Source organism: Sphingobium sp. LMA1-1-1.1, from assembly GCF_040676365.1.
GTDB lineage: Bacteria > Pseudomonadota > Alphaproteobacteria > Sphingomonadales > Sphingomonadaceae > Sphingobium.
In genome coordinates, this window is record NZ_JBEGHS010000012.1 from 791,088 (window position 1) to 811,745 (window position 20,658).

General features: G+C 62.6%; 17 protein-coding genes. 9 read left to right on the forward strand and 8 right to left on the reverse strand.

Translation table 11 applies throughout. From position 1 onward, the window contains the following. Positions 1-1,132: 1,132 nt before the first annotated feature. The 3 genes from MRBLMA1_RS11015 to MRBLMA1_RS11025 all read left to right on the forward strand — a co-directional run bounded on the left by MRBLMA1_RS11015 (position 1,133) and on the right by MRBLMA1_RS11025 (position 4,972). Entirely contained in the window at positions 1,133-2,329 is a 1,197-nt protein-coding gene (locus MRBLMA1_RS11015; RefSeq protein WP_013054122.1) for an AAA family ATPase, read from the forward strand. A gap of 53 nt (positions 2,330-2,382) precedes the next feature. Next, positions 2,383-3,474, forward strand: a complete 1,092-nt coding sequence (locus tag MRBLMA1_RS11020; protein WP_363736787.1) for a ParB/RepB/Spo0J family partition protein — start codon at positions 2,383-2,385, stop codon at positions 3,472-3,474. A 310-nt stretch (positions 3,475-3,784) separates the two neighbouring features. Next, the gene (locus tag MRBLMA1_RS11025) at positions 3,785-4,972 is read left to right on the forward strand and encodes a replication initiator protein A (RefSeq protein ID WP_363736788.1); all 1,188 of its coding nucleotides are present in this window, start codon (positions 3,785-3,787) and stop codon (positions 4,970-4,972) included. A 640-nt stretch (positions 4,973-5,612) separates the two neighbouring features. Here the strand turns inward: MRBLMA1_RS11025 and MRBLMA1_RS11030 are convergent. The 3 genes from MRBLMA1_RS11030 to MRBLMA1_RS11040 form a co-directional block, all read right to left on the reverse strand. Further along, on the reverse strand, positions 5,613-6,542 hold the full coding sequence (locus MRBLMA1_RS11030; protein ID WP_363736789.1) for a hypothetical protein: 930 nt from the start codon (positions 6,540-6,542) through the stop codon (positions 5,613-5,615). A gap of 892 nt (positions 6,543-7,434) precedes the next feature. Next, a complete protein-coding gene (locus MRBLMA1_RS11035; protein WP_363736791.1) occupies positions 7,435-8,259 on the reverse strand; it encodes a MucR family transcriptional regulator in 825 nt (274 codons plus the stop codon). A gap of 700 nt (positions 8,260-8,959) precedes the next feature. Then, the gene (locus tag MRBLMA1_RS11040) at positions 8,960-9,235 is read right to left on the reverse strand and encodes an HU family DNA-binding protein (RefSeq protein ID WP_363736793.1); all 276 of its coding nucleotides are present in this window, start codon (positions 9,233-9,235) and stop codon (positions 8,960-8,962) included. Between the two features lie 449 nt (positions 9,236-9,684). Between MRBLMA1_RS11040 and MRBLMA1_RS11045 the strand changes: the two genes are divergently transcribed. From MRBLMA1_RS11045 to MRBLMA1_RS11070, 6 genes are all read left to right on the forward strand, one after another. Further along, the gene (locus MRBLMA1_RS11045) at positions 9,685-11,379 is read left to right on the forward strand and encodes a ShlB/FhaC/HecB family hemolysin secretion/activation protein (RefSeq protein WP_363736794.1); all 1,695 of its coding nucleotides are present in this window, start codon (positions 9,685-9,687) and stop codon (positions 11,377-11,379) included. 48 nt (positions 11,380-11,427) lie between these two features. Next, a complete protein-coding gene (locus tag MRBLMA1_RS11050; RefSeq protein WP_363736795.1) occupies positions 11,428-11,988 on the forward strand; it encodes a 2OG-Fe(II) oxygenase in 561 nt (186 codons plus the stop codon). Positions 11,989-12,923: 935 nt separating this feature from the next. Beyond that, on the forward strand, positions 12,924-13,877 hold the full coding sequence (locus MRBLMA1_RS11055) for a hypothetical protein (RefSeq protein WP_363736797.1): 954 nt from the start codon (positions 12,924-12,926) through the stop codon (positions 13,875-13,877). A gap of 195 nt (positions 13,878-14,072) precedes the next feature. Next, positions 14,073-15,290: an autotransporter outer membrane beta-barrel domain-containing protein gene (locus tag MRBLMA1_RS11060; RefSeq protein ID WP_363736799.1), complete on the forward strand. Its 1,218-nt coding sequence runs from the start codon at positions 14,073-14,075 to the stop codon at positions 15,288-15,290. A 178-nt stretch (positions 15,291-15,468) separates the two neighbouring features. Then, a complete protein-coding gene (locus MRBLMA1_RS11065) occupies positions 15,469-16,467 on the forward strand; it encodes a ParB/RepB/Spo0J family partition protein (protein WP_363736800.1) in 999 nt (332 codons plus the stop codon). 316 nt (positions 16,468-16,783) lie between these two features. Beyond that, the gene (locus MRBLMA1_RS11070; RefSeq protein WP_363736802.1) at positions 16,784-16,969 is read left to right on the forward strand and encodes a hypothetical protein; all 186 of its coding nucleotides are present in this window, start codon (positions 16,784-16,786) and stop codon (positions 16,967-16,969) included. Positions 16,970-17,291: 322 nt separating this feature from the next. On the opposite strand, the gene MRBLMA1_RS11075 is transcribed toward MRBLMA1_RS11070, so the two are convergent. The 5 genes from MRBLMA1_RS11075 to MRBLMA1_RS11095 form a co-directional block, all read right to left on the reverse strand. Continuing rightward, positions 17,292-17,714 (reverse strand): TadE/TadG family type IV pilus assembly protein, encoded by a 423-nt coding sequence (locus MRBLMA1_RS11075; protein WP_363736804.1) that lies wholly within the window; start codon positions 17,712-17,714, stop codon positions 17,292-17,294. Between the two features lie 5 nt (positions 17,715-17,719). Beyond that, positions 17,720-17,902: a Flp family type IVb pilin gene (locus MRBLMA1_RS11080; RefSeq protein WP_066562160.1), complete on the reverse strand. Its 183-nt coding sequence runs from the start codon at positions 17,900-17,902 to the stop codon at positions 17,720-17,722. Positions 17,903-17,972: 70 nt separating this feature from the next. Continuing rightward, positions 17,973-19,838, reverse strand: a complete 1,866-nt coding sequence (locus MRBLMA1_RS11085; protein WP_363736807.1) for a TadG family pilus assembly protein — start codon at positions 19,836-19,838, stop codon at positions 17,973-17,975. Further along, the gene (locus MRBLMA1_RS11090; RefSeq protein WP_363736809.1) at positions 19,835-20,050 is read right to left on the reverse strand and encodes a hypothetical protein; all 216 of its coding nucleotides are present in this window, start codon (positions 20,048-20,050) and stop codon (positions 19,835-19,837) included. The genes MRBLMA1_RS11085 and MRBLMA1_RS11090 overlap by 4 nt, the downstream gene beginning before the upstream one ends. Beyond that, complete coding sequence (locus MRBLMA1_RS11095) at positions 20,047-20,655, reverse strand: tetratricopeptide repeat protein (protein WP_363736901.1); 609 nt, start codon at positions 20,653-20,655, stop codon at positions 20,047-20,049. The genes MRBLMA1_RS11090 and MRBLMA1_RS11095 overlap by 4 nt, the downstream gene beginning before the upstream one ends. Positions 20,656-20,658 lie beyond the last annotated feature (3 nt).

The following is a 20,658-nucleotide window of genomic DNA, read 5'->3' on the forward strand; positions in this document are numbered from 1 at the left end:
TCACATCATACTCCGCACGCGCCCGCACGGTCGCCTTCGGGCGGATATCAATCCACCGGAATGATTGGTCTATTGACCGGGCGAGCGCTGATTGATCCAAACAGCACGGCATTGCGTTATGTTAAATTTACCGGAGCAGGGCGGCTAGCGACCAAAGTGAGACATTCGCGGCTTTGCTACTTGATCCGCAACCGGACATTCCATCGCACCGCGATTTCCTACAGCTAGTTGCGACGTCCAATCTTTTTGAAGGTGCTTTAGGGTGCGATGGAACCGAGGATGTTCGATGCGCTTCGCCCGATGCGCCTCGTAGCTCCGCCCCATGCGTCACCGGCGTTTCCTTCGCCATGAGGATAGATCAGGTTAAACGCTTCTCGATGGACAATTGTTGAGGTTCGGCATCCAAGCCTCGTTACCCGGACTTCACCATTTGAGGCGGTTATTTTACGAGCCTCCACCGAAAATACGATAAGCTTGTTGTTCGCGCATATGTCGGATTTTGTGAACCGCCACTGCGGGTTTGTTTCTGCTACTGCGCTGATTTTCAAATTCTTGATCTGAGCAAAAGCGGATGATTTTGCTTCCGATCTAAGCGCAATCGCAAGATATGTGGCTATACCTCGCTCATCATTTGACTGGACGGTCAGGTTGGCTGAGCCAGTGTGGTGGAGGCGCGGATCTAACGCTACACGCACCCAGAGCCTGCCCGACGAGACTGCAGGAAAGCTCTCCCCGTAGGGGATGGCAGCGCTGACTGTCAGAGGCAAGCTCGCGCCTAGGCTGGTAATGACTCCCGACACACAGCCCGCAAGCTGGAGTGCAACGCGCCGTCGTCCCGACGCGACTGTGTGAGTCAGCCTGTTTCGCCTACCTATCAACGGGGCGGGATGACCATATCTCATTCAGCGCACCCAACATGAGGTTTCGAGTGAAGTCGGAATGTTAGCAGTTGGAGAGGTGAGCGGCCAGTCCGCTATCCACCCATCCTGACCTCTCAACCTCGCCACCCTAACACAGCTTCCAACCCGCCCCTTTCCCGCTACCACATCTCAATCCCCATCCATTTGCCAATTTGAACTATTTATGCCACATATACCCTGAACAAGCTTCAACTTCGCGCAAGAGGGCAGGAATGAACGCAGTGGTGACCCAGATCGGGGATCTGGCGGAGGCCGGCGAAAAGATGGTCGAACGCCTGCGCCGCAAGGCGTTTCTGCCGGATAGCCGGAAGGAACTCAACATCCGCTTCGGCATTGCGGAGGCGGCGCAACTGCTCGGCTGCTCCACGAATCGCATTCGCATGGCGGAGGAGGACGGACGCCTCCCCCCTGCCCCACCGACCGAAAATGGACGCCGCCCCGGCTACAAGGTGGAGGAGCTGCTGAACATGCGGCAGGTGCTCGGCGCCTCGCCCGAACGCGCCCCGCTGGACATTCCGGCCATCATCGCGGTACAGAATTTCAAGGGCGGCGTCGGCAAGTCGACCGTCACCACCCATCTCGCCCATTATTTTGCGGTGCAGGGCTATCGCGTGCTGGTCGTCGACTGCGACAGCCAGGCCACCACCACCACCCTGTTCGGCTTCAACCCGCATTTCAACATCCAGCGGGAAGAGACGCTCTACCCCTATCTGTCGATCGACCCGACGCAGGTGGACCTGCTCTATGCGGTCAAGCACACCGCCTGGCCCAATGTCGACCTGATCCCGTCCAATCTGGAACTGTTCGACGTCGAATATGAGCTGGCGGCCGCAGGCAGCGATGGCGGCTCCGTCCTCGCGGCGCGGTTCCGCAAGCTGAAACAGGGCCTGATGGATCTCGCCCGCCATTATGACGTGGTGCTGCTCGATCCGCCGCCAGCGCTCGGCACGATCAGCCTCGCCGTGATGCAGGCGGCCAATGCCCTGCTGGTGCCGCTGGCCGCGACCACGCCCGACTTCTGCTCCACGGTCCAGTTCCTTTCGATGATGGACCAGGTGATCGGCCAGCTCCAGCAGGCCGGGATAGAGGTCGACTATCAGTTCGTCCGCCTGCTCTGCTCGAAATTCGACAGCAATGATCCCAGCCATTCGATGGTCCGCGCGATCATGGAGCAGAGCTTCGGCCCTGCCCTCCTGCCCATTCCCATTCTCGACAGCGCGGAGATCAGCCATGCGGCGCTGCGCATGATGACCGTCTATGAGCTGGAAAAGCCGATCGGCACGCCGCGCACCCACAAGCGGTGCCGCGCCAATCTGGACGAGGCCATGGGCCAGATCGAGGCGCTGGTGCGCCAGGGCTGGGGCCGCGTGGCCCCGGCGCGGGAAGAGGACATCGTCAATGCGGCGTGAAGGCCTCATCCATATGTTCACGATATGTTCCCGCGTGATCGAAGGGGAATGTCATGGCGCGTAAGCAATCCGACTATCTGGCCGCCCTTCTCGCCGACGAGCCGGAGGCGACAGCGGCGCCATCAGTCGAGCCGGAGGAAGTGAGCCCGACCCCCTCGCCTCCCGACCCCTCGCCGGTCGCGCCACGCCAGGATCGCGCGCGGGGCACCACCCTGCTCGGCCGCGAATCCGCCCTCGCCCGCCTTGCTTCCGGAGAGGTGCGGCAGGTCACGCAATTGCTGCTGGACCCGGCAAAGGTCCGGATCTGGAGCGGCAATGCCCGCCTCTATGCGCATCTCGATGCGGAAAATTGCCGTGAACTGATCGACTCGATCATCGCGGAAGGCGGGCAGAAAGTGCCTGCGGTGGTCCGCCGGATCGAGGGCGATCCCGACCATGATTATGAAGTGATCGCGGGCACCCGCCGCCACTGGTCGATCAGTTGGCTGCGCGCCAACAGCTATTCCGACATGATGTTCGTGGCGCAGGTCGCCCAGCTCGACGATGAGGCCGCCTTCCGCCTCGCCGACCTCGAAAACCGCGCCCGCAAGGACGTGTCGGACCTCGAACGCGCGCGCAACTATGCGGAAGCGCTCAGGGCCCATTATGGCAGCCACCTCACCCGGATGGCCGAACGGCTGAAGCTTTCCAAGGGGTGGCTCAGCAAGATGATCAAGGTCGCGGGAATCGAGGACGCGGTGATCGACGCCTTCGCCTCTCCGGCCGACGTCCAGCTGAAGCCTGCCTATGCGCTGGCCCAGGCGCTGGACAATCCGAAGGCGGCACCGGCCATCCGGGCGGAGGCTGGCCGCCTCTCCTCCGAACAGCGCGCCCTGCGCGCGGCGGGGGCTGCCCCCATCCCCGCGGCGGAAGCGCTCAAGCGCCTGCTTGACGCCCCGCGCATTGCCCAGTCCGCCCCCAGGGAGGAACCCTTCACCTGGACCACCCGCTACGGCCGCCCCGCGCTGACCGTGCAATCGGTCAATCGGCAGGGCATCACCATCCGCCTCCACGCCGGGTCGGGCGCCGACATGGAAACGCTCGCCACCGCGCTGCGCGACACGCTCGAACATCTCGAACGCCAGGGCATGGGACTTCAACGCTGATGGAGGCTGGGGGGGCACAATCTGATCCAGGAAACAGGAAGGCAGACGCCGCGAGCCTCCTCGCGCCTGCCAGCTGTTTCCCCGGGGAAACAGCGTCTCTCCCCCCCTCCCCTTCCTGCTCCTCGTTTCCCCGGGGAAACAACCACACCCACCCTCACCCCAACTCCACCATCCGGCCCACCGCACGCTCCCACCATCATTTCAAAACCCGCGCCAAGTCGCCGTCTCGTTCATGGAATTGCCGCGGTCCAGCCCTGCCGAGGCTCCGCCTCACCCGCCATGCGCCGCCGTTCATCCTCAGGATCCGCCCATGACCCGCGCCGCCAGGACAGAGATCACCGACCAGTTCGAGCTCTTCCTCCCCTATATTGCGGACATGCCCTTGCGCGATCAGCGCGAGATGATGGAGCGCCCCTTTTTCAGTCTCGCCAAGACAAAACGGGTCAAGCCGATCGACTACACCTCCCCCGATGGCAAGGCCTGGGTCCATGTCTCCGCCAATCCCGACTATGGCATGGCCACCATCTGGGACGCCGACATATTGATCTACTGCGCCTCGGTTCTGGCCGACATGGCGCGCCGCGGGCTCAACGACATTCCGCGCAAGCTGCATCTTATGCCCTATGACCTGCTGCGCGCCATCCACCGCCCTACCACCGGCCGCGCCTATGAACTGCTCGGCCAGTCGCTCGACCGGCTCGTCTCCACCACCATCAAGACCAACATCCGCGCCGAAAACCGCCGGGAAGCCACTTTCAGCTGGCTCGACGGCTGGACTCAGCTTGTCGATGAACGCACCGAACGATCCCGCGGCATGACCATCGAACTCAGCAACTGGTTCTATGAGGGCGTGCTGATGCAGGGTGGAGTGCTCAGCATCGACCGCGCCTATTTCGACCTGACCGGCGGGCGCGAACGCTGGCTCTACAAGGTTGCGCGCAAACATGCCGGTGGGGCAGGGGAGGGGGGCTTCGCCATCTCCCTGCCGACACTTTTCGAAAAGTCGGGCGCCGAAGGGCCCTATCGCCGCTTCAAATTCGAGATCGCCAAGATTGCAGAACGCGATCCTCTGCCGGGCTATGCGGTGGAACTGGAACAGCCCGACGGCAAGCGCGAACCCTCGCTTCGCATGCGCCGTCGTCGCTCCAACGATCTACCTCGCTCGGTAGCACCCACCCCGACAGTAGCGGCGGCACCCCAGTCCGGCCGTATCACCAGCCCCACGCCTGCGTCCGCCGACGAAGACATGCTGATCGATGCCGGCAGCATGATCCGCAAGACCTTGGCCGGAATGTCCGCCAAGGCGACCGCCGGCGAAATCACGGACGCAACCATGGCGACCCTTCGCGCGGAATATCCGGGCTGGGATTATCAGACGCTCCATCGGGAATTTCGCGACTGGCTCGAAGCCGATCCCGCACGCACGCCGGTCAATTATCAAAAGGCATTTATCGGTTTCGTCCGCCGCTTCCACGAGAAGAACCGGCACCGTCTCTAGGACACGCCGAACCCGACCGCACCGGGTCGCTTCTCTGGATTTCCCCGATATCGCGATTTCCTGATCATGGATCAGACCGCTCCAGCACCGCTCATCCGAAGATCAGCATCACAGGCGGAACGGGCGAAGTCCGCTGATGCTCTCCGCCTTCCGTTCAGCCGACATCACCGATTTCCATGCGGAAGCAGCGATTTTCAGCGGATGCCTCGACATATCCCTCTTTCAACGCAAGGTGCGTTCCCGAAGTGTCGGGTTAGTCGGGCGGCATCCAACAACCAGGCTGCAAGCGGCTCCATTCCTTCCACCTACCCAAAGAATTTGAACGTCCTCTCCGACACCCCGCACGAATATGATTCAATCTCCTCCCACCAATCCCCACCGCCAGGCGAGCTTCGACATTACAGGAACGGTCTTCGCCCCTTCGGGAACGCTTACCCGACATTTCAGGAACGACAGTATCGACATTACGGGAACGAACTATCGACCTTATGGGAACAGGACAGAACAACCGACTCGTGCTTTTCCTGCGATTCGCACTGCAAGCCGAACCGATTAACTCTTTAACTTCCTTAGAAACCTTATAACCAGGCCATGATATTATTGGTTGAAGAAATTTGGATAAGGACTGGCTCGCCCAGGTTCAAAGGCGCCCTGTCAGCCTCTCCACCTGTGCGATCAATTTCGTTGCGCCTTGATGGGAAATGCCCAGCAAGTGGGCGACCGCAACCTTGCTGAGGCCCGGATAAGCAAGCTCAAGCCGCATCAACAGTGGAGCCTTGCTGCGCCGTGTCACGCGCGCATCCGTTGGGAGTTGCGCGAGCTTTGCCTCCAGCCGTCCCAGTTCGGCCAGTCCCCGATTCGCTTCGCGCGCAACCATGGTCGCAATCTGCTCCGCCAGCAAACTGGCATCATCTGGCAGAAAGCGTGGCAGTTCGACGAAGGCCGGTAACGCACGTAAGCTCAGCCCTGCCGCGAACATGGCGCCGGGAAGATGGCAGGCGAGTATCCAGCCCACATCGAAACGCCGGGGATCTATGCGCCATTGGCGCCCATCGGCTGTCGTGACCAGATGACCTTCGCCAACCGGTGTGTCGAGGCTCCCCCTCGCGTCGATCAGACGCTGCGCGATCCCGAGGAAGGACGGTGCGGAATAGGGGGCCTCAAGCAGCATCTGAGCCGTCCGCCATGCGGGACCGAAGCGAACAAGATCCTCAGGCGCCCACAACGCTGCCTCCTTTCGGTCGTCCAACAGCGTGCGGGAGACTTTGAGTGTCGCTCGGGCGACCGGATCATGGCTGTCGCTCGCTGAGAGTGCGAAATGAAAAAGGGCCGCGACGGAGAGCGGATCGTTGAGGCCTTCATTATGGCGTGGGGGAGGCGTGCGCCCGCAAATCCAGTCCTGCAAATCCGTGACCGATACAGGCACACCAGCAAAGCGCGACAAGACAGAGGCGCCCTTCAACCTTGCCCTGGCGAGCCAGATGTCGGCCGCAGGACTATTGTAGAGGCGCCCATCAAGCCGACCGAGGAGAAGAAGGGCATGGTCCGACGAGGTTGGAAAGTCGCGCATTACCTAAGCATAGCGCAGCATGGTGTACAACCAAAGATGCCTGTTGGTTGTATCAGCTATGATGGAGGAAAGGCTGGAGCAAGCCGCCGTAACAATCTGCTATCGATCATTCTCATGCCACAATGAAGCACTCGCTGCCAGCGACATTTCACCTTGAGCCGTGCTGCCCGATGGCCATGTACAAGCCGAGGAAATCCTCTCAAATGGGGCAAATGCGGAACAAAACAGGAAACGGCCATAATTTGCCTTCAGGGCCCTCTGGAGAGCTTTTGGTCGGCCTGCATGATCAGACATAGGGGAGGCGATTTTTCGCGCTCAGTGAGCGCCCCAGGCTGCACGAATTTTAGGCATTCTCGCTCAAACGGCGCTGGGGTGCCCGACCTGAGAAGCCGTCCTATCGATCCGCAGGGGAAAATATCGATCACTGATAGTTCATCACGCAGCACCCAGAATGTGAAGTGCTGGGCGGAAGCTTCCCGATGCCTTGCTGAATGACGGTGAAAGTTTATGACGATGATACCGCCCAATTGGAAAATGCTCCAAATCTTCTTTCGACACTCTGTTTCAAATTTCCCAAGCGATATTTTGGGTCTTGTAACGGCTTGCACTGATCCAAATCTCGCAGCAGCGTGATTGGATTGCGATATTATGATGAGCTAAACTGGCGGGATTGATTTGGGTGATCTGCTGAACATGCCCTTGAAGCGAACAGCACTTCCGCCACTCTACCCAAAAACTATCACATTAGTCAGGGTGATATCGTGATCAGCAGTTCATATTTCGCGGAGCCGGGCATTTTCAGCCGCCCATCTTCGAACGAGCTTCCGCAAAGCTCGCGGAGGTAAAGCGCCGGCATGTTGTTGCTCATGGCAAAGACATGCCGGCGTGCCAATCAGGCCTTTTCGGCTGTAGGTGCCTTGGCTGCGGGCTTCTTCTTGGCCGCAGCCTTGGCGGGCGCCTTCGTCGATGCTGTTCCTGCGGCGGGCTTTTCAGACGGTTTGTCGCTGGCCGAAGCCGCCTTCTTCTTCGGGGCTGGTGTTGCTATGGATAGACGCTTGCGCGAAGCGGCGGGCTTTTCAGCAGGCTTCTTGGCTGCGACCGACTTTGCTTCCACAGGCTTCACTGCGAGCACCTTGGCGTCTGTCGACTTGGTAGGGGCAGCCTTTGCTTCCGCAGTTTTGGAAGCCGAAGGCTTGGCCGGGGACTTCGCCGCTGCCGGCTTGGCAGGGCTGGCCTTTGCGGGCGCACTCTTCGGAGCTGCTGCTGCGCTGGCTGCTGGAGCAGGCGCCGCTTCCGCCGGCTTCTTCGCGGTTACGGGCTTGCGGCCAAGGCCAAGCTTCGTGGCGACCGCCCGCCGTGCTTCCGAATAATTGGGCGCAACCAGCGGATAGGATTTCGGCAAGCCATAGCGTTCGCGATATTCATTGGGCGACAGACCATGGCTGGCCAGGTGCCGCTTCAACGTCTTGTATGGCTTGCCGTCAATCATGCTGAGAATATGTTCGGGCGAAGACAGGCTTTTGCGTACCGATACGGCTGGAGTATAAGTCGGCACTGCCGCCTCTTCAGGCTTTGCGGCCGGATCATCAGTCAAGGCAAGGCGGGTGGTCCGGATGAGGTCGGCAAGACCTTCGCTCGCGACATTATTGTTCGAGACAAAGGCACTCACCAGCTGAACAGTGAGCGTCGTGATGTCAGGCTGGTTGTTTTCAGACATTGGCCCCGCTTCCCATCTTTGAGTAATAGAAGCGGCCTTTTGCGCGGTTTTGCGTGAAATGTAAATCCGAATCGACTTGACAGCACAGACACGGGCTATCGAGCGCGGCTAAACAACTCCAATTTGTCTCGACATGGCACACTTGATGAAGGGGTTTCCATCAATGAACCGCTGTCTTCATCGGTCCTTTGGCGGCCACGTCTCGGAAATAAGATGTTGGTACAAGGATGACGGACAAGATTCTATATTCGCGTGCCGGCTATCAATGCTCGATCAATGCAAGATAAGATCCCATAGTATGAAAGCTGTTCCCTGTATAAAATGCAAGCTTTCGACCCGCCCGCGGACTTTGAGAGAGGATGCCCGAACGACGCCCAAAGGCGCTACGTCTGCAACGGCAAATACGAAGCCGCGGGCAGCAACCCGTCGCGACATGGTGGGACGGAGTGCTGAGAGGGGCCTCGGGAATTGCAGAAACAGCGTCGTGACGGCCGGCATGTCCGGGTCTCATATCATGTGCTGGACAGCTCGTCAGTTCACGAGGAAAGGCAGACTCCTGTGAAAATGGCGCGCCCGCCAATAAGGCAGTGCGCGCCATTTCATAAAAGGAAGATGCGGTCCGCCATCTGGGACCAAAAACTTCCGATCATGTTTCGACGGAGACTTGATCGGCGACCGGATGCGGCCGCCAGGACCGTCTTCAGCCGTTCAACTGGTCCTTCACGGCCTTGGCCGGGGTGAAGGTCAGCTTCTTGGAAGCGGCAATCTGGATAGCGGCGCCGGTCGACGGATTGCGACCTTCGCGAGCTGGCTGGTCCTTGACCTTGAACTTGCCAAATCCGTTCAGCGAAACTTCCTCGCCCTTAGCAGCAGCACCGGCGATGGTGGAAAATATGCCATCGACATATTTGCGCGCGTCGGCCTTGGTCAGTCCATGGTCGGCGGCCAGTGCTTCGGCGAGTTCAGTATTGTTCATGATGATCTCCCTTTCGTGGACGGCTGGTCTTAACCTGTCTCTGCGCGCTCAACTAGCCCCTTTGCGATCGGTAACCGGCGAAAATCGGCAGTAAAATCGCGTTATTGACGCTTTCAGACGTCAAAATCATGCCGGCGCGAGCGGTTGGGCCGCATTTATCCGTCCGTGGCGACTCCTCCGGCTTGTTACAATGTGGATGCCGGAACGGGCATTTCGCCTGGGAAAGAGGGCTACAGACGGCCGTTCCGCCAAAATGGTCGCAATTGCCGCGCGCCCGTTCAGCGCCGCGTCGGGTGGGGATCGCCCAAGGCGCGGCCTTCGTTCCCAGAGGGTCTTTTACAAAGACTTGCCGATACAACCGATCCGGTCCCTGTTGCGGATGAACGGCAGGTCGTTTTCGCCCATCCTGCTGTGCGGCCGCCCCTTGGTGGCGGAAATGGTGCGGAACGATGTGGCGGCGGATGATGGCGGGGATAGGGTGGCGCAGACGCACGGCACGCGCGGTCGCGTGGGGCCTGGGGCTGATGCTGGCGGTTCCCGCGGTCGCGCAGGATACCGCGCCGGGTCAGCAGAGCGCAGCCCCGATTATTGATCGCGACCGCACAGACCGGCTCGAACCCCAGGTCGTCCCCACGCCTGTCGCCACGCCGCAACCTGCGCCCTCGGTCCAGGTGGCGCCCGGAGCTTCCTCCGCTTCCCAGATCCTGTTGACGCGCCTGCGCTACAGCGGAACGACGCTGCCCACGGCCCGTCTCGATGCCGCCACCTCATCCTATATCGGACGGCCGCTGACCGGCGAGACCCTGCAGGGCATCGCCAATGCGATCAGTGCGACTTATGCGAAGAGCGACATTGCTTTCTATTCCGTCTCCATACCACCCCAGGTGCCGGGCGGTGGCATATTGACCGTTCGTCTGGTCGAGGGACGGGTGAAGGATTATCGTCTCGCGGGCATGTCGCCCAGCGCGCCCGCCCGGCTTATCGCCGCACATATGCGTCGGCTGATGCGCGACGCGCCGCTGCGCAAGAGCCTTCTGGAGCGAACATTGGCTTTGCTGCGCGACATTCCGGGGCAGACGGTCGATGCGCGGCTGCGGCAGTCGGGGGCGCCCGGCGACCTTCTGATCGACCTTATCGTCAAGCGCAAGCAGGTGCAGATCGGGCTGACGATCGACAATAGTGGGGTCAGCAACGTCGTGCAGGGCGTGCAGGCGCAGATGTCCGTCACGATCAACGGCCTTGTCCGCGAAGGCGACAGCACGCGCATTGCCGGCTATCTGCCATTCTACCCCGACCGCTACCAATATTATTCGCTTAGCCACAGCACGCCGATCGGCAGCGACGGCCTGACCCTGGCTGCGCAGGCCGCTCATGTCGAGAGCCGGTCACGCGGAAGCATGATTAGCGGCAAGGCGACACTGGCGGGCCTGACGCTCAACTATCCCGTTGTTCGATCGACGAAGACCCAACTTTCCCTCACCGCGTCCATCGACGGCATCGACAGCGACAACTATTTCCTCGATATCCGCTTCGGGGATTATCGATCGCGGGCGCTGCGCCTGGGCGCTTCCTGGTCCCGCGCCGACGCGACGAACGGCTATGCGATTTCCTCAGTCATCAGCCAGGGTATCGACGCATTGGGCGCCAGACCTTTTGCCGGCTTTTCCGAAACCGGCTTCACCAAGGTCAATGTTCAGGCCATCGCGGTGAAGGGGATCAGCGGCAAGCTCAGTCTCAGAACTTCAATCAAGGGCCAATATTCGAAAGATCGTCTTCCGGTAACGGAGCGCTTTCCGCTGGGCGGCCGTGGCGCCGGCATGGCTTTCCGCACTGGAACGCTGACGGCGGAACAGGCGCTTGCGGGCAGCGCGGAACTCTCATGGTCGCTGCCCGCCCGGTCGCCCTTGCTGAAGGCCAGCGCGTTGTTCATCGCGGTCGACGGTGCGCTGGCGCATGGGACGGCGCGGCCGGCCTACCGCCTTGCGGCACGCGACTACAGCCTTGCATCTGCCGGCGGTGGGGTGCGGTTGGGCCTGGGACCGAAATGGCGGGTCAGCGCGGAAATGGCCGTGCCGGTCAAGCGGCCCGATCCGGCCTATAGCGACAAGGCGCGTTTTTTCTTCGGGATAGGGCGGGCTTTTTGATCCGTTCTTTTTGCGAATACGCAAAAACAAAAAGCGGGAAGCAGGACAATGAACAATGTGTGGGAGCTATGGCCCTCGGCCCTGACCGGGGCGGAATGCGATGCGATCGTCAAGCGCGCGGCACTTTACCAGCCGGAAAGTGCGACTGTCGGCTTTGCGCAGGCGGTGCGCAGCGACCATGGCTATCGGTCGTCGACCATAAGCTGGCTGGATATTCATCGCGACAAGGACATTGTCGATCGGCTGATGCAGTTCGTTCAATCTTCCAACCGCACTAATTTCGGGGTCGACATCATGGGGCCTTATGAGCTGCAGTATACGGAATATCATGGGCGGGCTCAGGGCAAATATGACTGGCATCAGGATGTATGGCTGGAATCCTCGCGTCCCTTTGACCGTAAGCTTTCGGTCGTGGTGCAGTTGTCCGACCCGGAGCAGTATGAGGGTGGCGCCTTCGAATTTTTCGGCCTTCAGCAGCCCGGCGTCAATTTTGCGCCACGCGGCAGCATGCTGATCTTTCCCTCTTTCCTCCAGCATCGCGTCCTGCCCGTAACCAAGGGCGTGCGTCGCAGCCTGGTGAGTTGGATCGAAGGGCCCAGATGGCGATGAGTCGTCGCTGACGGTTCGATCAGCATTTTGTCCCCAAGCGAAGAACCGTAGGCGATGATCTGGCGCGGGCGGGATGCGCGCGACCGACGCATTTACGACCCCTAGAGCGATTTCCAAACGATCGGAACCGATCGCTGGTTAAGAAATCGCGGCAAACAAGGAATCCAGAGCGGCGATCTGATTCAATCAGATCGAAACCCGCTCTATGATCGATCCTCGCCCTGCAGGAAGAATGAACCATATCGGAAGAAAAGCCAGGGAAGGAGATTTGCTTGCCTCAACCCCACCCTTGCGGGCGAAGGGCTTTTTTGGAAGCCCATAAAAGCTCTAAAATTCAGCGATTGAATCATGTTTACGAAGGCTTTGCGCATGCGGCAGCATGCTTTTGCGCGGTGGATCGGGGCGCATTCGGGCAGTGTGAACTGTTATAACCAGACTGGTTTCTTCTTGACGCGGCGATAAGGACTGCCCCGCTTAACTTGCTCCCGTTGCGATCTGCTCGCAGGAAAACAGGGAGTCTTGCAATGCCACGTTATGGATCGGTCCGTTCGGGACGGCATTATTTGCTGTGCGCCACGGCGATACCTCTTCTTTTGCTCAGCGCCTGCGCCGACGGCGTGGGCTTCGACGTGGGGGCGGGGGGCGGTCCGTCTCCCACTGGTCCCAGCGGCCCGACAGGTCCGACCAATCCATCTGGCCCAAGCGGACCAACCGGTCCCGGCGGACCCTCTGGCCCTGGCGGTCCCACAGGTCCCACCAGTCCCACAGGTCCAGAAGGCCCCACCGGCCCGTCCGGTCCCACGGGTCCTGGGGGACCTGCTGGACCGACAGGCCCTGGTGGGCCCACTGGACCTGGTGGTCCAACGGGACCTTCTGGCCCCACCAGCCCGACCGGCAGCGGATCAATCATCGGGGCATCCATCGGCAATCTGCCGGTGGTTGGCCCAACCGGCCCGGGGTCGCTGATCGGCGTCAATGTCCTTCCCGGCGAGACTCCGGCGACTGGCAACCTGGCCACGGTCGATCTGCTGACGGGCGACGGCACCGTTGCGCAAGTCACCCTGCCGACCACGTCCCAGGGCGTTCAGCAGGGGCTTGCGCCGGTGGGCACGCTCGCCGGAAGCCTGCTTGGCGCGCCAGCCGGGGAGGCTGTGTCTCAGCTTACCGATGGCCTTTCCCCCACGGTCGCGGCTGTCACCTCGACCGTCAGCCAGCTCACCACGCCCGTGCTGGACACGGTCAACGGGGCGCTCTCGCCCATTGCCGGCCCGCTGGTGGGCGGTAATGGCGTCCTCTCCCCGGTGACGGGGCTGGTGGAAACCGCGGTGGGCGGCCTGACCGGCGCTCTGGGCGGTGTCGGCGGCGACCCCGCTACTGGACTGAACGCACCGCTGGTCGGCGCGAATGTCGGTGGCAATGTGCTGACGGGTGCTTCCACTGCAGGCACGTTGGTTGGTGTCAATCTCCTGCCGTCGGATGGCGGCGCGGTTGCCGGGCAGCTGGCGACGGTCGATGTCCTCACCCAAGGCAATCTGGTCGACGTCGCTGTCCCCACTACTGCATCCGGGGTGCAGGCGGGATTGCAACCGGTCGGCAATCTGGCGGGGGGGCTTCTGGGGCCGCAGGCGCAAAGCACGGTCGATCAAGTTGTCGGTGGCGTTGCCCCAGTGGTCGCAACCGTCACCAGCACAGCCGATAGCGTCGCCGCGCCGTTGCTCGACACTGTCAACAGCCCGGCTCCCGCGCTGCCCGGAACAGGAAGCGCTACACCGCTCGCTCCCGTGACCGGCGTGGTCAACGGCTTGCTGGGGGCAGGGGAGGGAACTGCCGGCAATGCCCTGGCACCCGTCACCGGCCTGCTCGGCGGGTTGCTCGGGGGCAGTAACTGATGCGGCGTCGCGGTCCGCCATGGTCCTCATGCATGACGGACCGCGCGCCGACGATGCTCTCCCCCAAATAGCCCCCGGGGTAGGGCGGGGGCGAGGAGGCAGTGGGCGCACTGCCTCCTCAAACCCATTCGAACGCAGCTCGGTGGACTTTGCGTTCACGCAAAAAATGACTTCGTCAAAAAGGGGAATATCATCTTGCTCACCCGCCTCTTCTCCGTTCGGCGCCTTATCGAAGGCGCTGCGGCATTACTGATGCTTTATGGCCAACCCGCCATGGCCGGTCCCTATACGCCCTATGCCGTAACGCCAGGCGAAGCCGCAGTCGGGATGACGCTGGACGCCGCGTCGGGCGCGCCCGGCAGCGACCGCTCAGCCATGCTTGCGTCGATCGATGCCCTGCCCACGGCTGCGGCGCGGGCCGATGCGCTGGGTCAGCTTTCGCCGCGCAGCTATTCCCTGCTGCCCCGCCTGTCGATCCAGTCCATGGACGCCGTCGACCGGGATATCCGCTCCTGGCTGGTTGAGCGGCGCAGCGTCGCCATCGACGCGCCGGCCGATATTCCGGTGCGCGGCGACCGCACCATTACCATGATGTTGAGCGGCGGGATAAAGCAGGCGAGCTATAAGGCGCGTATCGATCGCCCCGAAGCGGAGTCCGACAGTCGGTCGCTGCGCTTCGCCGTCGATGTGAAGCCCGTCGCCGGCCTGATCGTCGGCGCAACCCTGGGCATCGACGGCATCGACGCACGGCTTGGTCCGGCGCAACGCCCGCGCATCAGCCAGTTCAACAGCCAGATCGGCTCTTATGCCAGCTATAGTGACGGCCGCTTTTATGCCGATGCGACGGCTGTTTATACGCTCTCGGAATACAAGCTGAGGCGCCAAGTCGGCTGGGCGGGTTTCACCGGACAAATGGTGGCGCCGGTCGATGGCGACGGCTGGGGCGCTTCGGGCGAGGCCGGGGTGATGCTGCGATCCGGCGCTGTCCGGATACAGCCCTTTGCCGGTTTGCACTATCGTTATGCGGATGTCAGTGGCTTCGTCGAAAATGGCGGACCCGCCGCTCTGGAGGTTGCTGCCTTCCGCACGAAATCGCTTCGTAGCGGGTTGGGCGGGCGCATCTCCGCCACGGTGATGCAAGGCGGCTGGACGCTCAGGCCCTCGGTCGAGGCACAATGGCAGCGCGAGCTGCGCAGCCATCCCGACAGTCGGATCGAGGCGCGTTTTGCCACTCGTGACCTGCCGATTTTCACGCTGCGTCCCACGCGGCTGGCGCGAGATGCAGGATTGGTGAATGCCGGGGTCAGCGCGACATGGAATAATCGCACCACGATCCGTCTCGGCTATGCGGGCGAGTTCAGTTCCGACCGCCATGTCCACGCGGCGACGCTGACCGTGGGGCGGCGCTTCTAGAGCGGAACAAGTGGGAACGGGCTTTCCACTGGTCATGATGTGGCAGGAAAAGCTTGGAGCGCGTGATCTGCATCCGTTTCAACGCAATGCGTGATTGATCCGAAACGAACCCGATTCCGGCCCACAACCGTGCCTATATCGCTATTGCGTAGGCCAGCTCACGCAAAGGAAGTGAATCATGGCACGCTTCATACGCGACATTCTGGCGACCCTGGCCCAAGAACCAGCCGACAAGGGCGCGGCCGATGAGGAGGAGCTCAGCCGCCTCGACCAGCGGCTTGCTCCGTTCGCGGACAGGGCGCCGGGATCGCGGGGCACGATTTTGATCCAGCCGGACGAATGTTCAGTCTGGGACGGCAATCCGCGCGACCAGCCGGGACTGACGGCGGACGGCTGCCGGTCGCTCATCGATTCCATCGCCAGCGAGGGGGGTAATCGCATCCCCGTCCTCGTTCGTCTCAATCCACCGGGTTCGGACCGGACCTATCAGCTTCTGGTCGGCAGCCGCCGCCGTTTCGCGGTGGACTGGCTCAACCATAATGGGCGGCCGGAAATCCGGCTGTTGGCCCTGGTGGTCGACCTGTCGGACGAGGAAGCCTTCCGCCTGGCCGACATCGAAAATCGCGAGCGGTCGGATATCAGCGAACTGGACCGGGCGCGCAGCTATCAGCATGCGGTCGAGCGCTTCTACGGCGGGGTGCAGTCCCGTATGGCCGAAGCGCTCAGCCTGTCCAACAGCCAGCTGAGCCGGCTGCTTGCCCTGGCGCAATTGCCCGTGGAAGTGGTTGACGCATTCGCCACCAAGGATGAACTTCGGGTGCGTTATTCGGAAATACTGACGCCGCTGTTGCGCCGTCCTGACCAGCGGGCACGCATGATTGCCGAAGCCCAGTATATTGGAGGGCAGCAAGGGGCGCTGGCGCGTGAAGGCGGCCGCATGATTTCGCCCGCGACGGTTCTTGCCCGCTTGCGCAAGGCGGCCATGCCGCAACCCGTGGAGGAAGCGCGCGACATGACGATTGTCGCGGGTGGATCGCGCATCGGCTGCGCTAGGCCCGGTCGAAGTGGGTGCCTGACAATCGACCTCAGCATCGCTCAAGATGCGGATCTGGACGAACTATTTGCACGACTGCGCGAGACAATCGTCGCGGCCCGCGCCGGTCCCGCCATAGTATAGCGATCCGCTTTCGACACGATGACCGGCGTTGCGTATACGCAATATCTGTCCCCCAGGTGCGCTTTCCTGCCTCCTGGTTGGATGATCACTTGGACTTGGGCAGACGGCCTTTGTCAGCTTCTGCGCCGTCATCCGGCGCCAGGCCAACGGGGCATGTCGCGGCCGACGCAGCCCGCTATTCCCGCCTTCTTCTTTTGGCAGCGCCAAGAAAGCTGAAGGCGTGCCGCGCTCTTGAACAGTGCTTTTCCTTCTTTAATTTGTCGTTTGGCGGCTACCGCCGAAAGGTAGAGAGGATTGGAAGAAAGGAGGCAAGCCCATGTCCCTCTCCCATTTTCATGGACCCTTTGAAAAGGTCGATCACCCCCAGATGGAGCCTGAGGTGAAACGCGCGATCCTTGCATCCTGGGCTTCGGACGCGAACGCCGTCGAGGGAAATCCCAATGTCCCTGGCCCGCCCGTGCACCTCAAGAGCGCGGCGCCGCCCCGGCCGCCGGCGGACTGAACGCCCGGTAATCTTTGTGACGGATGTTGTGGGGCAGGCCGGTTCTGCCGGACCTGCCCCAAGCCGGTCCGACCTGTGCCTAAAGGCTGCTGTCGTAGCGAGCCAGTCTCCCGCCGTCGCGGCCGCCCGCGCTTTCTCTCTTGCACGGGCGCGGTCCTCTTCCGATTCCGGCGGAGTGACGGCGGCGACGATCCTGTCGATGACGGACATGGGAGACTCCTTTGTTCGTGAGCGTGACCCCATGCAATCGTCGCGCGGCAGCGCTGGTTCCTGATCGGCGGGCCAAAGAGCAAGGCCGCTAACACAGGTTAGAGCCCGCCCTTCAATAGCTTCCGTTCGTGACGATGACGCTGGCGCTGACAGTGGGGGAGGGCATGGGCACGAAGGCTGCATAGCGCATCATCGGACTGCCGCTCATATTGTAGCTCACACGCACCCGGAAGGTGCCGGTCGCATCCGGCACGGCCGTGACGACCGGCCCGCCCCCTGCCGCGAGCAAGGTGCCGTATCCGCTGATCACCGCCTGTGCCCGATCCTGCGCCAGCGCCGTACGCTCTGCTGTAGAAAGGCCGGCAACGGCGGCGCGAGCGCCCTCGATCGCGGCATGGCGCACGCCCATCAGGGCGGCGAAATAAAAGGAATAAAGCACGACCGCGAAGACCAGCATGAGCAAGGCCGGAGCCAGCAGCGCAAATTCCAGCGCCGCCAGCCCCTGCTCGCATGCCCGCAGCTGTCGTTTTCGCATGGCGATCAGCTTGATGGGATGCTGTTGAACATCGTCGTGAAGGCGGCGCCGAGCTGCGTGCGGAAATTGGTGCCCACCGCAACGATAGCCGCGACCACCACGGCGCCCAGAACGGCATATTCGACCGCCGTCAGGCCCTTTTCATCCCGCGCCAGTTTCGCGATCAGCGAACCCAGAAACTTGTTCATCCTAGTCCTCCTGCCCCCTCGGCAAATGACCGGCTGCGCGCGAGGGGGGAACCGCGCGCCGCCGTAGGAATCACACCAGCACCGGCACTCCGCAGCGCGCGCCGGTCGCCCAGAGCGTGGCATGGCCAAGCTGGATGCCCAGCGCTGCAAGCAGATTGGTGACCAGAGGATCGATGGCGGTGCCGACCAGCCCGGCGACCGGATTGACCACAGCGCTCAACAATTGTGATCGTGCCAGCGCCCTGGTCGTGTCGCAGACAAGCGGCAGACATGCGCCCAACAGATTGATCTGCAATCCGTCCTGTCCGCCAAGGCTGCCCACCAGTGACGTCAGCAGCGGCCCGACCTGCGCCTCATTGCCGATGCTGGCAGGCGTACCGGGCGATCCGGGGCGGCCTATGCTGCCCTGTCCGCCGGGACCGAAGATGATCGCGCCGCTCGCGCCCATGACCGGCTGCGCCACGGCGCGGCTGTCCACCGTGATGAGACCCAGGACATTGACGATCCGGACCGGGCGCAGATCGGCGACCGAAAGGGGCGGCATCGGCCGCGTCATGGCACCGGCCGGCAACGCGCCGATATAGGCGTTGACGAGGCCGCTGCTGGCCTGGACCGTCACCCGCGTGTCGCGCGCCTGTTCGGCCGTATCGGGGCAATCGATGGCGCTGACCTGCCCTTGGGCCGCCGCGATGTCGATGGTGACCGGCAGGTTGACGGAGATCAACGAAGCGCCGAGCAGGCTGACATTCCTGATCCCGACATCCAGTTGCAGCCGTAATGCGGAGGTGGAAACATGGGTTTCGCCCACTGGGCCAAAGGAAAAGCGTGGCCGGTCCATCGGCCCTGTCGCCATTGCCGCCAGCAGGACGCTGCTGCCCGGCGCGACGGTGCCGACCGCGTCCGACAGGTCCACCGCGCCGTTGCCCGCCTGAACGGCGTAGGAAAAGAGTTGATAGGCATTGATGCCGGCGCGCAGAGCGGGTTTTTCGTCTGCGCCGCCGACCGGCATGTTCTTCCACACGCCAAGGCCGAACAAGCCGTTAAGCGGTACCGCATAGCCATTGCCGACCTGCCCGGCGAGCAGGGTGAGGGCGGCGGCGGTGGTGCTGTCGTCTGCGGCACTGGCCGCGGCGGCCAGCAGGTCGCCAAGCCCCACGGTGCGGGCCGTGAGCGCGCCATAGGTGCCGCTTTCCCCGACCCGCCGCGCCAGCGCGTCGAAGAAAAGGCCGGCATCGATATCGCTCGCCATCAGCGCCTCCACATCGGCTGTGGAGAGGCGCAGCTTAAGGCCCAGCAGCGCCCCCAGCAGGTCATTGACGCTGTTCACCAGGGCATTGGTGACGGTCAGTACGCCGGAGCTGATGCCGATGCCGGCCTCGTCGATGCGCGCTGCCGTGGCAGTGGCGGACAGGTCGGGCAGGGGATTGGCCGGACCCAGCACGCGCATCAGGAACTGTCGCGCCGGCTTGCCGGTGCGGATGCGCACGGCGTTGACCCGCCCATTGCCGGGGCAAAGCGCCATGCTGGCGTCGAAGCGTTGCGCGGCACCAAGCGCGGCATCGGCGCAATAGCGGCCCAATTCGACCGAGCGGAGAATGGCGGGGTCATATCCGTTGCGACTGAGGCTATCCCGCGCGCGTGCCGCTGCCTGAGCCGGGTTCTGCGCCGCAGCCAACGCGGCCGCATCGGTCGCGGCGCGCAGATCGCGCTCGCTCACATAATAAAGCCCTGCATCCAGCGCGAATCCGACCGCGCCGATCAACACCGCCCCCAGCGCAGCGACCATTGGCGCGACGGCGGCGGATTGGTCGCCAAGCAGCGAGCGAACCTGCGCCCAACAGGATAGCTGCTCCCACAAAGGCGTCGGAAAGAGACCAGAAAATCGCGATAACTCGGATCGGATGGTGGCTCTGATCGACCAACTCCACGGGATCATCGCGCCGCATCCGCCGCCCGATCGAGTTGCCGCCCAATCGACTCCAGATATCGCTGCCGGATGAGCGCGGCCTCCTCCGCCGACAGCAGGGCATCCTCGCGTGCCGGTGCCTTCAGCTGCGCCTCGACGACCTGCCGTGCTTCGCCAGCCGGCACCGGCGTTGTCGCGGATGTTGGCGTTGTCGCGGACATCATCAGTAACAGCGCCATCATTTCTCAACCCCCTTGCCGATCCGTGCCGCTTCCGCTGCCAGTTCTTGCCGCAGCGCGCCGTCGCCGGGCCGACGCAATGCAGCCTCCGCCTCATCGCGTCGCCCGCCCACCATCAGCGCCAGCAGCAGATTGTTGCGGACAACCGCCATTTGCGGCGCCAGATCACTCGCCCCACGCAACGCCTCTATCGCCGCGTCGACCCGCCCGAACCGCAACAGCGCATAGCCCAGTGCGTTGCGCAGCAGCGGATCGGCCGGGCTCGACCGGCTCGCTTGTTCATAGCAGGCCGCCGCTTCGCCCCATCGACTCCGCGCCGCCAGCAGATGTCCGCGCACCGCGCTGACGTCGCCGCCGGTGGTTTCAGGCGGCAAGGACACCGCCTCCGCCACATCGATCTGTCCCAGGTCGATCAGGCTGTTGACCCGCAGCAGCCGGGCCTCCGTATCGCCGGGATAGCGGCGCTCGAAATCGTCGAGATAGGCCAGTGCCGCCCGCGGCCGACCGTCCGCCCGCGCCTGACGGATGAGTTGCAGATAAAGTCCCCGCGTGTCGGGCGTTTCCTGCGCCTGCACGGGCACCGCCGCCATCAGCATTGCGGCCAGCATGAA

Excerpts from the sequence above, each read along its gene's own strand:
- MRBLMA1_RS11050 (WP_363736795.1), top strand. The coding sequence starts at position 11,428 with ATGAACAATGTGTGGGAGCTATGGCCCTCGGCCCTGACCGGGGCGGAA.
- MRBLMA1_RS11035 (WP_363736791.1), bottom strand. The coding sequence starts at position 8,259 with ATGTCTGAAAACAACCAGCCTGACATCACGACGCTCACTGTTCAGCTG.
- MRBLMA1_RS11030 (WP_363736789.1), bottom strand. The coding sequence starts at position 6,542 with ATGCGCGACTTTCCAACCTCGTCGGACCATGCCCTTCTTCTCCTCGGT.
- MRBLMA1_RS11040 (WP_363736793.1), bottom strand. The coding sequence starts at position 9,235 with ATGAACAATACTGAACTCGCCGAAGCACTGGCCGCCGACCATGGACTG.
- MRBLMA1_RS11080 (WP_066562160.1), bottom strand. The coding sequence starts at position 17,902 with ATGAACAAGTTTCTGGGTTCGCTGATCGCGAAACTGGCGCGGGATGAA.
- MRBLMA1_RS11025 (WP_363736788.1), top strand. The coding sequence starts at position 3,785 with ATGACCCGCGCCGCCAGGACAGAGATCACCGACCAGTTCGAGCTCTTC.
- MRBLMA1_RS11085 (WP_363736807.1), bottom strand. The coding sequence starts at position 19,838 with ATGATCCCGTGGAGTTGGTCGATCAGAGCCACCATCCGATCCGAGTTA.
- MRBLMA1_RS11095 (WP_363736901.1), bottom strand. The coding sequence starts at position 20,655 with ATGCTGGCCGCAATGCTGATGGCGGCGGTGCCCGTGCAGGCGCAGGAA.
- MRBLMA1_RS11045 (WP_363736794.1), top strand. The coding sequence starts at position 9,685 with ATGTGGCGGCGGATGATGGCGGGGATAGGGTGGCGCAGACGCACGGCA.
- MRBLMA1_RS11075 (WP_363736804.1), bottom strand. The coding sequence starts at position 17,714 with ATGCGAAAACGACAGCTGCGGGCATGCGAGCAGGGGCTGGCGGCGCTG.
- MRBLMA1_RS11065 (WP_363736800.1), top strand. The coding sequence starts at position 15,469 with ATGGCACGCTTCATACGCGACATTCTGGCGACCCTGGCCCAAGAACCA.
- MRBLMA1_RS11015 (WP_013054122.1), top strand. The coding sequence starts at position 1,133 with ATGAACGCAGTGGTGACCCAGATCGGGGATCTGGCGGAGGCCGGCGAA.
- MRBLMA1_RS11090 (WP_363736809.1), bottom strand. The coding sequence starts at position 20,050 with ATGATGGCGCTGTTACTGATGATGTCCGCGACAACGCCAACATCCGCG.
- MRBLMA1_RS11070 (WP_363736802.1), top strand. The coding sequence starts at position 16,784 with ATGTCCCTCTCCCATTTTCATGGACCCTTTGAAAAGGTCGATCACCCC.
- MRBLMA1_RS11020 (WP_363736787.1), top strand. The coding sequence starts at position 2,383 with ATGGCGCGTAAGCAATCCGACTATCTGGCCGCCCTTCTCGCCGACGAG.